Source organism: Staphylococcus ureilyticus, from assembly GCF_002902235.1.
Classification (GTDB): Bacteria; Bacillota; Bacilli; order Staphylococcales; family Staphylococcaceae; genus Staphylococcus; species Staphylococcus ureilyticus.
The window spans coordinates 41,746-55,284 of sequence record NZ_PPRL01000027.1 but is presented as its reverse complement, the minus strand read 5'-3'; the positions used below and the strand labels follow the sequence as shown (position 1 = coordinate 55,284).

Annotated in this window: 9 protein-coding genes; 1 reads left to right on the top strand and 8 read right to left on the bottom strand. The window is 32.7% G+C overall.

Annotation, left to right across the window (positions count from 1 at the left end):
* Positions 1 to 524 precede the first annotated feature (524 nt).
* Positions 525 to 1,130: a hypothetical protein gene (locus tag CD150_RS03265; protein WP_240621211.1), complete on the top strand. Its 606-nt coding sequence runs from the start codon at positions 525 to 527 to the stop codon at positions 1,128 to 1,130.
* A 67-nt stretch (positions 1,131 to 1,197) separates the two neighbouring features.
* Here CD150_RS03265 and CD150_RS03260 read toward each other — a convergent pair whose 3' ends face one another.
* The 8 genes from CD150_RS03260 to CD150_RS03225 form a co-directional block, all read right to left on the bottom strand.
* The gene (locus CD150_RS03260) at positions 1,198 to 2,193 is read right to left on the bottom strand and encodes a hypothetical protein (protein WP_225309919.1); all 996 of its coding nucleotides are present in this window, start codon (positions 2,191 to 2,193) and stop codon (positions 1,198 to 1,200) included.
* Positions 2,194 to 2,509: 316 nt separating this feature from the next.
* The gene (gene infB / locus CD150_RS03255) at positions 2,510 to 4,612 is read right to left on the bottom strand and encodes a translation initiation factor IF-2 (protein ID WP_073342275.1); all 2,103 of its coding nucleotides are present in this window, start codon (positions 4,610 to 4,612) and stop codon (positions 2,510 to 2,512) included.
* A gap of 4 nt (positions 4,613 to 4,616) precedes the next feature.
* Positions 4,617 to 4,934 (bottom strand): L7Ae/L30e/S12e/Gadd45 family ribosomal protein, encoded by a 318-nt coding sequence (locus tag CD150_RS03250; RefSeq protein WP_046208627.1) that lies wholly within the window; start codon positions 4,932 to 4,934, stop codon positions 4,617 to 4,619.
* Positions 4,931 to 5,215, bottom strand: a complete 285-nt coding sequence (gene rnpM / locus CD150_RS03245) for an RNase P modulator RnpM (RefSeq protein ID WP_046208628.1) — start codon at positions 5,213 to 5,215, stop codon at positions 4,931 to 4,933. Before rnpM ends, CD150_RS03250 begins: the two co-directional genes overlap by 4 nt.
* Positions 5,216 to 5,231: 16 nt before the next feature.
* On the bottom strand, positions 5,232 to 6,428 hold the full coding sequence (gene nusA / locus CD150_RS03240; protein WP_046208629.1) for a transcription termination factor NusA: 1,197 nt from the start codon (positions 6,426 to 6,428) through the stop codon (positions 5,232 to 5,234).
* 23 nt (positions 6,429 to 6,451) lie between these two features.
* Positions 6,452 to 6,919 (bottom strand): ribosome maturation factor RimP, encoded by a 468-nt coding sequence (rimP, locus tag CD150_RS03235; protein WP_046208630.1) that lies wholly within the window; start codon positions 6,917 to 6,919, stop codon positions 6,452 to 6,454.
* Between the two features lie 207 nt (positions 6,920 to 7,126).
* On the bottom strand, positions 7,127 to 11,443 hold the full coding sequence (locus CD150_RS03230) for a PolC-type DNA polymerase III (protein WP_103161339.1): 4,317 nt from the start codon (positions 11,441 to 11,443) through the stop codon (positions 7,127 to 7,129).
* 384 nt (positions 11,444 to 11,827) lie between these two features.
* The gene (locus tag CD150_RS03225) at positions 11,828 to 13,528 is read right to left on the bottom strand and encodes a proline--tRNA ligase (protein WP_073342281.1); all 1,701 of its coding nucleotides are present in this window, start codon (positions 13,526 to 13,528) and stop codon (positions 11,828 to 11,830) included.
* Positions 13,529 to 13,539: the final 11 nt, after the last annotated feature.

The following is a 13,539-nucleotide window of genomic DNA, read 5'->3' as shown; positions in this document are numbered from 1 at the left end:
TAAACATGATTTCATAACAGTTAGGCACAATTATATTTCCAAAGTGTTATAAAATGAAACTTTATTACATTTTTGTTTTTTAAATACAATGATCATTTATGAAAAACTAAGTTTAATTTTATAAAAAATCACTACTTTAATATCATTTAAGTTTTTAATTTATTTTATAATGTTTTACACATTATAGAAAGTATCATGCTATAATTCAAACTAATAAAAAATGAATTTTTCTATTGAAATGATAAGGAGCGTGTATACTTGGATAAATCAGAAAGACTACTTTATATTTTCACTCGTCTATTTAACGGAAAAAATTAAGCAAAGAAGAACTTGCACAACAATTAAACGTTAATGTAAGGTCCATACAACGAGATTTTAGTGATATAAATAACTTTTTATATGAAGACCATGAATGGGAAGGGCTAAATGCAAGGATTGTTTATGAAAATAATATAGGCCGACATCGCATTAGTATAGATCGCTATAAATTTAAAAATAATCGGTTACTTAACTTGCTATTTAGGATGAAAAATTTCACACCTCACATTCATATCGATACCTACAATTTAATTAGAGGGCTAAACAGTAATTCGAATCTAGCTGAAAAATTTTTATCTAATACATTACTTAATCAATTTACAATCAATCACGAATTAACAGAATCAACACTTATTTATAAAATTCAACTTGCTATACAAAACAAACAGATTATATTGCTAAATGATGTTGACAATCAAACGTATAAAGTCGTACCGGTATACACAAGATATTTCAAAAATAAATATTGGATTACTTATATATATCAACACGAAATTTTTACACAAGATTTAAACTCAATACATGATATCGAGCAATATGATGAAGCATTTGATGAAAACATCTTTCTGCAAGTTCCAACAGTCATCATGAAATTTCTCCCTTCCATATGGGAACAAATTCAACGGCAATTTATAGTACTAAATTCACAAAATAATGAAGCATTTATTGAAGCAGAACTCATAATCTCAAAAAACGAATGCCTAAATTTAGCATATGAATATCCACAAGAAATCATTTTATTAAAACCAGATCATTATGTAGAAGATTTTAAAAATCAAATCAAATCATTATTCAAGCATTATCATATTTAACTACATATTAAAGGTAACTTTCATATCATTTGAAATGAAAGTTACCTTTTTAGTCAGTTCAATTTTACTAACGCGGTAATGCTTCTTTATATTGAATAGCTTTAAGCTTTCTTATAAAATCTGAATTCCCTAGCTCTCGCTCTTTCTTTTGTTGCTGATTCCACTTATAATAATCTATTTTATTCAATGACTCTTTCTTTTTTAAACGTCTAATATGCTCTTTATAACTCAATACATTACATGCTGTAATATGTCTATTCTGTTTAGATGAAAGCACAAACAAATTGTCAACAAGATATTGATGTAAATCACTATTAGTAAAATTTTTAAAGATTGAAATAAAGAGTTCTTCTTCACTAACAATATAAATTCGACGCTTATCATCATTTATAATTTTTAGTAAGAGTTCAAAATTCATAACTTGTGACGGTAGATAATGGTTAAATGTTAAAAAATCTTTTGGTATACCTGCTGTATGACCAGTTTGATATGGAAAGAAATTCATAACCATCACTCTATTGGGATTAATATTGAATTGCTTCAAAATGGATCCGTTACTATATATATATTTCTTAAACCAACAATGATGATCTATATAAGGAATAAATACCTTATGACCGTTTAAATTCAATTTACCTTGTATGTCTTGCAATATTCTATTACGGTAATGTACTACCATATCATCTGGTAAGGTAGGATCATTAATTATAAAATCATTTTCCGCCTTTTTTTTCAATATTACAATATCTGCTCTTTCAGGATTTCCAAAATACGGTCTTGCTATGGCTGGACTTAATTCTGCTTCATTTTGGACAATTCGTTGTCTATGCTTATTGATTTTTACTTTTCCATTTGCAAAATCAATCAACTTTTTAAATCTTGGTATGTTACTAAAATCTTCACCAAAATTTCTTTTTAAATATGCTAAATCTTGAGGGTGTAGAAAAGCAGTCATGTCATGTCTTTCTCTGATTTCATTTAAAGTTTCTAAATCATAAATAGAGTTATATTGATCCAAGTATTCTTGCCAAAATTCATTTATTTCTTTTAAATATTCACTCATCACTTATAACCTCCTATTTATGCTAAGTTTAATTAAGTACATAGACAGTTAGTGTCCATATTGAAATAACAAGCAATTTTACTAAAAAATTTTTAACTGGTTTACAATGCTTAATAAATGGCTAATTTTACAAGTAACTATGCACTTAAAACAAAACATTATATTAAATTATAAAAATAAACAATTTTTTCAAATGCTTCAAAGCCACACCTTCTCTTACCCAAAAGATAACATATTTAAAATAAAAAAACCGTAAGCTAACATGATAAATTAGCCTACGGTTTAAAATTTTTGTATTTTCTTAAGATAACTGTCTTTATCTTTTAATTTCAACCATTTCGAAAGCTTCTATTATGTCGCCTTCTTTTAGGTCGTTATATTTTTCAATCGTGATACCACATTCATAGCCTTGAGCTACTTCTTTTGCATCGTCTTTATAACGTTTTAATGTGTCCAGTTCACCTTCAAATTGGACGATACCATCTCTGATAACACGGACACCCGCATTTCTCGTAATCTTACCATCTGTGACATAACTACCAGCTATTGTACCCACTTTTGAAACTTTAAATGTTTGACGCACTTCTGCTTGGCCAATCACTTGTTCTTCATATTCTGGATCTAGTAAGCCTTTCATTGCAGCTTCTATTTCTTCAATAACACTATAAATAACACGGTGTAATCTCATATCTACACCTTCTGTTTCGGCTGCACGTTTGGCACCAGTATCCGGTCTTACGTTAAAGCCGATGATGATACCATTTGACGCATTCGCTAAAGTTACATCAGATTCATTAATCGCACCTACTGCAGTATGAATTATGCGAACATTAACGCCTTCTACTTCAATTTTCATTAGTGAAGCTGCAAGTGCTTCGACAGAACCTTGAACATCACCTTTAATAATGACATTTAAATCTTTCATTTCACCTTGTTTCATTTGTTCAAATAAATTATCTAGTGAAACGCTCTTACTTTCTTGACGTTGTTGTAAAACATTAGCTTCATGACGTGCTTCACCAATACGTCTTGCTTGTTTCTCATCTTTAAACACAACAAAACGATCCCCAGCTTGTGGTACATCATGAATACCTGTGATTTCAACAGGCGTAGACGGTTCTGCAGATTTAATTCTTTGTCCTAAATCATTAACCATCGCACGAATTCTACCATACGTATTACCAACAACCAAAGCATCTCCAACATGCAGTGTACCATTTTGCACTAGAAGTGATGCAGATGGACCACGTGACTTATCTAATTCTGCTTCTATCACTGTACCTACTGCTTTTTTAGAAGGATTTGCTTTTAGTTCTTGAATTTCAGATGTAAGCACAATCATTTCTATTAAATCTTCTATACCATCGCCACTTAAAGCAGAAAGCGGTACGAAAATTGTATCGCCACCCCAGTCTTCTGGAATTAAACCGTATTCTGTCAATTCTTGCATTACTCGATCAGGGTTAGCAGTTGGTTTATCAACTTTATTGACTGCTACAATCGTTGGTACGTTCGCTTCTTTGGCATGGTTGATTGCTTCTATCGTTTGAGGCATTACACCATCATCTGCTGCTACAACTAAAATTGTAATATCAGTTACTTGCGCACCACGTGCACGCATTGTTGTGAATGCAGCATGTCCTGGTGTATCAAGGAAAGTGATTTTTTTGCCATCATTTTCAATTTGATAAGCACCGATATGTTGTGTAATACCACCAGCTTCACCTGCTGTTACTTGTGTGTGACGGATAGAATCCAATAACGTTGTTTTACCATGATCAACGTGTCCCATAATAGTAACAACTGCTGGTCTTTCTACTGCATCTTCATCTTCAGATTCATCATCAAAGTAAATTGATAAATCTTCTTCATCAACAACAACTTCTTTTTCAACTTCAACACCATAATCATCAGCAATTAATTCTAAAGTTTCATCATCTAATGCTTGATTAATATTAGCCATGATGCCTAATAAGAATAACTTTTTAATTATTTCTGAAGAATCAACATTGATTTTTTCAGCAAGTTCTCCAACTGTGATACCTTCTTGATAAGTGATGTGTGAAGGTATTTCTTTTGGTTCTTCTTGTTTAGTTTGTTTATTTTTGTTGTTATTTTTGCTGTTTTTCTTATTTTTGTTGTTATTTTTGTGGTTATTTTTGTTGTTTTGATTATTATCTTTTTTATTAGCATTAGACTTGTTATTTGATGGTTTTTGTTGATTTTGACCTTGTTGTTTATTTTCTGATGCATTCGATTTCTCTGGTTTATAAACCTTATCTAATGCCTTGATTTGGTCATCTTCTAACGTTTGCATATGGCTCGTTACCTCAACGTCCATTTTCTTTAACTCATCTATAATATCTTTACTTTTTAATTTTAAATCTTTGGCGTATTCGTAAATTCTTATTTTACTCATATAGTCACTCCTTACGATATTCATCTATCATTGACACTAACTTTTTAGCAAAGCCTTGATCAGTGATTCCAATGTTAACTCGTTCTGCTTTACCTAAAGCTTGTCCTAATTCAGCTCTTGTTCCAAATATGCGAAATGATATATGGTAACTTTCACACTTGCTCTGAAACTTTGTCTTTGTATTTTCAGAAGCATCAGTTGCAATAATTACGAGCTTTAACCTATTTTTCTTAATGTCATTTAAAATGACCGATTCACCTGTTTTTACTTTTCCAGCACGCATTGCTAAACCTAAAAAATTTACGATTTTCTCTATAGTCATTTAGGTATCTCTTCGCGATAAATAAGACGTATAATTTCCTTATATACAGGATCTAGAGTTTCTGCATCAACTTTAAAGTATTTTTCTAATACACCTTGTTTTTGTGCATCTTCTACTAATTTAACATCTTTTGATACATATGCACCACGACCTTGTTGTTTTCCTGTAGCATCAGCAAAAATTTCGCCTTCTTTATTAATAACAACTCGAATCATATCTTTTTTTGGATGCATTTCATTTGAAAGTATACATTTACGCATTGGAATTTTTTTCTTTTTCATAAAAGCTCACTCCAAATTATTTTTCAGCGTCATCTTCATCTATGCTATCTGTTTCATCATCCGTTTTTAAGTCATGCGTTTCAATATTCACATCTTCCAAATCAATGTTTGTATCCTGTTCAATATTTTCATCTTCTTCTATTTCTAGTGCTTCGTCTGTCGGATAAACACCTTCAGCTCTAGCATCACTTTCTGATTTAATATCAATTTTCCAACCAGTTAATTTCGCAGCTAAACGTGCGTTTTGTCCACGCTTACCAATCGCTAATGATAATTGATAATCAGGCACAACTACAATAGTTGATTGGTTTGCTTCATCAACAATCACTTGTAGTACTTGAGATGGACTTAAAGCATTTTTAACAAAGACCTTCGGATCTTCATTCCATTGAACAATGTCAATTTTTTCGCCACCTAATTCTTCTACAACCGCTTCAACACGAGAACCTTTAGCACCCACACATGCACCTACTGCATCGATATCTGGGTTATCTGAATGAACACTGATTTTAGAGCGGTCTCCTGCTTCACGTGCCACAGATTTTACAATGACTGTACCGTCAAAAATCTCTGGTACTTCTTGTTCAAATAAACGTTTGAGTAATCCTGGATGGCTACGAGAAACGTAAATTTGCGGTCCTTTTGTCGTTTGCTCTACTTTATTGACATACACTCTAATTCTTTCATTAGGAATATAACTATCATTAGGGCTTCTTTCAGCCTCAGATAATACAGCTTCTGTACGTCCTAAATTAACATAAACATAGCGGTGATCTACTCTATCAATAAGACCATTAACAATATCATCTTCTTTATCGATAAATTCATCATATAATATTTCACGTTCAGCATCACGTAAACGCTGCATTACTGCTTGTTTCGCAGCTTGTGCACCTACACGCCCAAAGTCACTTGGTGTTACATCTTCTTCGTATATATCACCAACTTCATATGCTGGGTTTTTAACTAGCGCTGTACTTAAGTCGATTTCTTCTCTATTATCCATTACTTCTTCTACGACTTGTTTACGAGCAATTACATGAAATGTACCTTCATCCATGTTTAACTCAACGCGTACACTTCTTGCACTGTCATAGTTCTTTTTATATGCAGTAATTAGCGCTGCTTCAATTGCATCAATTAATACTTCTCTTGGAATCTTTTTTTCTTTTTCTAAATATTCAGTTGCTAATAATAATTCATTACTTGACACGACTTATCATCCTCCTCATCACATTAAAGCATTACAGCATGACGTGCTTTAGCGATTTTATTTCTTGGAATTTCAACTTGTTTCTTCTTTGACTTTTCTTTTACTTCCATAATAATCGTTTCACTTGTTACTTCTTTTAAGATACCTAACCATTCTTTTCCACCTTCAATTGGCGCATATAAAGAAACGTATATTGGTTTTGTAACAGCATTTTGGAAATCTTTTTCTTTTTTTATAGGTCTTTCAGCACCTGGAGAAGCTACATCTAAATAATACATTTCTTGAATAGGATCTTCTTCATCCATAATTTCACTAATCTTTTCAGAAGCTAAGGCACAATCGTTTAAATCGACGCCACCTTCTTTATCAATGGATACTCTTAAGAAGTAATCTTTTCCTTCTTTTGTGTATTCGACTTCAACTAATTCAAAATTTAAGTCGTTAAGGACGGGTTGAATAATTGATTCAACTTGCTCAGTTACTTTACTCATACTGACCTCCTTTTTTGGCAAATAGAAAAGAGCGGGTATAACGCCCACTCTTCCTGCCTGAGTCTAATTTTTTAAGCAACATTATTATACCATATGTTTATTTCCTATACAAACAACTATATATTTTCATATAGTATGACAATAACTAATATCAAAATTTTATACATTTAACATTTTTTATTCCATGCCTACCAATATATTGTTCGATTACATATCAAATATTGATAATTGTGCTTTATCTGGCAAGTTAGGTAATGAACCAAGTTCATCTAAATACTCGATGACTTTTTGTGACAATCCAGCTTTTTTATTTAAATCTTCTTTTGATAAAAACGGTCCTTCTTCACGTGCTTCAACGATACGTTGTGCGACGTTTTCACCTAATCCAGGAACAGCGATAAATGGCGGAATCAAACTATCATCTTCAATGATAAAATCAAATGCTTTACTTTTCTCTAAACTAATTGGTTGCATACGATAACCGCGTTGCGCCATTTCGTTCATGATTTCTAATACGGTTAATGTATCTTTTTCTTTTTTTGCTAAATCCATATAACGAGAATACATATCGTTTACTGTATTTCGAATACTTTCTTTATCCTTAATCATTGAAATTAAATCAAAATCAGATGCACGTACCGTAAAGTAACTTGCATAATAATAAAGTGGATAATGAACTTTGAAATACGCAATACGTACTGCCATCAATACATATGCTGCCGCATGGGCTTTAGGGAACATGTATTTAATTTTTCTACATGAATCTAAATACCAATCTGGCACTTCATTGTCTACCATTGCTTCAACCATATCGTCAGTTAGCCCTTTACCTTTACGTACAAATTCCATTGTCTTGAAGGCGAGTGAAGGCTCTAAACCGTTATACATTAAATAAACCATAATATCATCACGACAACAAATAACACTTGATAAATCACAAGTTCCTGAGCGTATTAAATCTTGTGCGTTACCTAGCCAAACATCCGTACCATGTGATAATCCAGATATTCTTACTAACTCTGAAAATGTAGTTGGCTTGGTATCTTCTAACATTTGGCGCACAAATCCTGTACCGAATTCTGGCACACCAAATGTTCCAGTTTTACATAAAATTTGTTCTGAAGTTACACCTAAAGGTTCTGGCGAACTAAAAATACCCATAGTTTCCTTATCATCAACAGGTATCGTTTTAGGATCAATACCTGATAAATCCTGCAACATACGAATCATCGTCGGATCATCATGTCCTAATATATCCAGTTTCAAAACGTTATCATGTATTGAATGGAAATCAAAATGAGTCGTCATCCAAGCCGATGATTGATCATCTGCCGGAAATTGAACAGGTGTAAAATCATAGATATCCATATAATCTGGTACAACGATGATGCCTCCAGGGTGTTGTCCTGTTGTACGTTTTACACCAGTACAACCTTTTACGAGTCTATCAACTTCAGCGCCTCTTTTGTGAATACCTTGATCGTTTAAAAATCCTTTCACAAAACCGAAAGCTGTTTTTTCAGCCACCGTACCAATTGTACCTGCACGAAAGACTTTATCTTCACCAAATAATTCTTTTGTATAATTATGAGCTTGTGGTTGATATTCACCACTAAAGTTCAAGTCGATATCAGGAACCTTATCACCTTTAAAACCTAAGAAAGTTTCAAAAGGAATATCCTGGCCTTCTTTAATTAAATCACATCCACATGTGGCACATTTTTTATCTGGTAAATCAAAACCAGAACCAACGGATCCATCGTTAAAGAACTCACTTTCTTTACATTCTGGACAAATATAATGTGGAGGTAATGGGTTAACTTCTGTAATTTCAGTCATTGTTGCTACAAAACTCGAACCTACAGAGCCACGTGATCCAACTAGATAACCGTCATCTAATGATTTTTTAACCAGTCTTTGTGAAATTAAATATATCACAGAAAAACCATTCCCAATGATACTTTCAAGCTCTTTCTCTAATCGGTCAATTACAATTTGTGGTAAATCTTCACCATACAATGCTCTGGCGTTAGCATAACTCATATCTCGTATTTCATCATTAGCACCTTCCATGCGGGGCGTATACAATTCATCCTTTATCGGAACTACGCGTTCGATACGGTCTGCTAAGTCATTTGTATTTTTCACAACTAATTCATGTGCTTTTGCTTCACCTAAGAAATGTAACTCATCTAACATTTCATCCGTAGTTCTAAAGTGTGCCTCAGGTAAAGTACTACGATTTAACGGGTTACCTGGCTGTGATGTTATTAAAATTTTACGTGCAATACCATCATGTTCATTTAGATAATGCGCGTTTCCTGTTGCAATAACAGGTATATCATTCACATCTCCAGCTTGGATGAGGCGTTGATAAATTTCATGTAATGTTTCATTATCTCTCACCAATTCTCTATCTATTAAATCTTGGTATAATGCAGGTGGTTGTACTTCAATAAAATCATAGTATTTTGCTATTCTTTCCACTTGAGATTGGTCTTTTTGCATTACTGCAGTAAATACTTCACCTTCATCACATGCGGAACCAACAAGAATACCTTCTCGATATTCATCTAAAAGTGAACGTGGAATCCTAGGTGTTCTATAATAATATTTAACTAAAGATGCACTTACTATTTTAAATAAGTTCTTTAAGCCCTGTTGATTTTGCACAATAAGTGTTACGTGATTTGGGCGAGCACGCTTATAAGCATCTTCATTTGATAAAGACTTATTAATATCTTGATGATTATAAACTTCTGCTTCTTCTAATTGTTTTAACATCTTTATAAAAATATAAGCTGTTGCTTCAGTATCATAAATCGCTCTGTGATGTTGTGTTAAATCTACACCATATTTTTTAGCTAAAAAGTTCAGACCATGTTTTCCATATTCAGTGTTGATGGTTCTAGAAAGTTCAAGTGTATCTATCACACCGTTAGTTGATGCGCCTAGACCAGTTTTTTCATAACCGGTATCAATGAACCCCATATCAAATGATGCATTATGTGCTACAAATATCGCGTCACCGACCCACGCTTTAAACTCGGTTAAAACAGTTTCAATTTCAGGTGCATTGACGAGCATATCGTCTGTGATATGCGTTAAATTCTTGATTGTTTCAGATAAACGTTCATGTGGGTTACTAAAACGTTCAAACTTATCAATAATTTCTCCTTCTTGTACTTTTACAGCTGCGAGTTCGATAATTTTATCATACTGATTAGATAAACCTGTTGTTTCAACGTCAAAAACAACATATGTTGCAGTTTTTAAATCAATATCTTGAGGCTTATACGCTATGGGCACACCATCATCGACTAACATGCCTTCCATGCCATAAATCATTTTGATATCATTTTTTTCTGCTGCAGCATGCGCATCTGGAAATGCTTGAACCACATTATGATCAGTAATTGCAATAGCTTTGTGACCCCATTTAGCTGCTTGTTCTACATATGCACTTATATTTGGAATGCCGTCCATCTGACTCATGGACGAATGCAAGTGAAATTCTACGCGTTTTTCGTCTGCTTTATCTTGTTTAACTGCTTTTTTTATTTCTTCTATATCAGACATCATCATGACTAAATCACGTACGAATATATCTTCTTCTATTCTACCTTGTGCTCGAACCCATTTACCGACACTGAGAGCTTTAAAATGAGCTAAATCATCTTTATTTTTTCTAGTGAACATTTTCAATACTAAGGAGTCTGTATAGTCTGTAACTTTTAGTTCTACTATATGGCGTCCACTTTTCAATTCTTTTAAATTAATATCAAAGATAACACCTTCAACTGCAACTTTAAATTCTTCTTCAATAATCGATTCAATAGGTTTTACATTTTCTATTTGAATTGGTTTTCCAATTTGACATTTAGCTACAGTACTTTCATTATTATCTTGTTGTTTAGCTTTTTCAGCACGCATCTTTTCTAACTTTTCAGTGGCTTCACGTGCACTTTGCTCATCTTCTTGTTGAATGTGTGCTTCTAACGATGCCAAGTCGTCTCCATTTGATGTATGGTCTGTTTCAAAAATGATACTACTGATTGCAAAACCACATTGTTGAAATGCTTTAATCAAACTTCCATTGCACGCTTTGTCAAAATGATCTCGCTCTATATCATTCTGACACATGACTTTGAGCACATCCCCTGACATAATTAAGCGTTTTTGCTTAAGCTGACCTTTTACTTTAGGTGATAATTTTGTTTGGTCAATACAATAACTAAAGTATTTCAATGCATATTCATCTTGATTCGCTTTATTTGTGATTGTAAAATTACAATCGACTTTAGCGATTGTTTTAAATTCTTCAGTAATTGCATTCATAAATAACAGATAGTCTTCAAATGGTAAAAAATATGGAAATGTTATCTGAAATACCCAGGTACGATCCGTTGTTTTAACATCTACACGCGTTAATTCACTTTGTGCTAAAATTTCTGGATCCAAATGATCTGCAATTTTAATTTGATCAGCTAAGATCTTGAATTTTTCTTGATTTGTCATTGACATGACGATAACCACCTTACTATTAATTACACTACGTTACTAATTCATATAATTTCTTTAACTGTCGCGTATGTATTTTGTACATTATCTATCTTATAACGTAAAACCTTTAATTTCTAATACTTAAACTTTACTATTTTTACAATATGGTTTCTAATCATAAATAAGAGCGGGAATGAAATCAAACATGATTCATTCGATTTCGCTTTCCCGCTCACTAATTAAAGGTGATCAAACATTAAAGTACAGGTTGAACTAAAAGATTCATCTAATACTTTTAGCAATGATATGCATTTATATAAAGTATATGCGTATTAATGCTTTAACTTACATCTTAATTTTAGCAACGTATATGAGAGCAATCACTTTTTTAAGTTGACTGTTGACTTATATACTTAGGTATAAATCATTAATATAACTATTTAAGTTATCAATTTGAACATCTTCACTTTCACCTGTATCACGTCGTTTAACTTCTACGATACCTTCAGCAGCATTTTTACCAACTACTACTCTAATTGGTAATCCTATTAAATCGGCATCATTAAATTTAACACCTGCACGTTCTTTACGGTCATCATAAAGTACATCATATGTTTCTTTTAATTGTTTATATAATTGATCAGCCAATTCACGTTGTTCTTCTTTTTTAGGATTGATTGTAATTAAATGTAAATCAAATGGCGTTACTGATTTCGGCCATATAATACCATTTTCATCATTATTTTGCTCAACAATCGCACTTAAAGTCCTAGAAATACCTATACCATAACATCCCATTAATAAAGGTTTAGCTTTACCTTGATTATCCAGGAATGTTGCATTCATTGCTTCAGAATATTTAGTACCAAGTTTAAATACTTGCCCAACTTCAATTCCTTCGGCAAATTTAGCATCACCTGATCCATCAGCTAAAGGCTCTCCTTCTAAAATAAATCTAAAGTCTCCATAAGCTTCTATTTCAAAGTCACGCCCTACATTTGCATTCAATAAATGGTAACCATCTTCATTAGCACCTACAACAATATTATTTAAATCTTTTATAAAATTATCTGCATATACTTTAATATTTTTATCGAAAATAGGTCCAAGTGAACCAGGAGATGCACCTAATAAATTTTTAATTTCATCTTCTGTAGCTAATTCGATGTGATCCGTACCAAAGAACGCTTTTAATTTCACATCATTAATTTCATGGTGACCACGTACAAGTACCATAATAAATTCACCATCAACATTAAATACCATGGATTTTGTGATTTCATCCAGTGGTTTTTCTAAAAATGTTGCTAATGCTTGTGCTGTATGTACTTGAGGTGTTTCTATTTTTGTTAATGACGCTACCTCATCATGCTTTTCGTTAGGATGATATACAACCTCAGCTTTTTCAATATTAGCTGCATAATCACTATTTTCACTATAAACTATTGTGTCTTCACCAATTTCACTTAAAGCCATAAATTCATGTGTATGACTGCCACCAATAGCACCTGAATCTGCAACTACTGGTCGCGCATTTATTCCAACACGTTTAAATATGCGATCATATGCGTGATACATATCTTGGTATGTTTCATCTAATGAAGCCTCATCAGCATGAAATGAATATGCATCTTTCATAATAAATTCACGACCACGTAACAATCCAAAGCGCGGGCGTTTTTCATCTCTAAATTTAGATTGTATTTGGAATAAAGTAAGTGGTAATTGTTTATATGATTTAAGTTCATCTCTGATTACAGATGTTATAAGTTCTTCATGTGTTGGTCCAAGTGCAAACTCACGACCATGTCTGTCTTTCAAACGCATCAATTCTGGACCATATGCACTCCAACGGCCGGATTCTTCCCATAGTTCTGCTTTTTGTAACGCTGGCATTAAAATTTCCACAGCGTCGATACGTTCCATTTCTTGTCTTACAATACTTTCAATGTTATTCAAAACTTTAGCAGCTAACGGTAAATAGCTATAAATGCCACTCGTACTTTGTTTGATTAATCCTGCTTTTAACAAAAGTCTATGACTCAAAGCTTCAGCTGCTGCAGGTACTTCTTTCATCGTTGGTATAAATACTTTAGATTGTTTCATTTACATGCTCT

Coding starts and splice junctions, on each gene's coding strand:
- CD150_RS03265 (WP_240621211.1), top strand. CDS start 525: ATGAAAAATTTCACACCTCACATTCATATCGATACCTACAATTTAATT.
- CD150_RS03260 (WP_225309919.1), bottom strand. CDS start 2,193: ATGAGTGAATATTTAAAAGAAATAAATGAATTTTGGCAAGAATACTTG.
- infB (WP_073342275.1), bottom strand. CDS start 4,612: ATGAGTAAAATAAGAATTTACGAATACGCCAAAGATTTAAAATTAAAA.
- CD150_RS03250 (WP_046208627.1), bottom strand. CDS start 4,934: ATGACTATAGAGAAAATCGTAAATTTTTTAGGTTTAGCAATGCGTGCT.
- rnpM (WP_046208628.1), bottom strand. CDS start 5,215: ATGAAAAAGAAAAAAATTCCAATGCGTAAATGTATACTTTCAAATGAA.
- rimP (WP_046208630.1), bottom strand. CDS start 6,919: ATGAGTAAAGTAACTGAGCAAGTTGAATCAATTATTCAACCCGTCCTT.
- CD150_RS03230 (WP_103161339.1), bottom strand. CDS start 11,443: ATGTCAATGACAAATCAAGAAAAATTCAAGATCTTAGCTGATCAAATT.
- CD150_RS03225 (WP_073342281.1), bottom strand. CDS start 13,528: ATGAAACAATCTAAAGTATTTATACCAACGATGAAAGAAGTACCTGCA.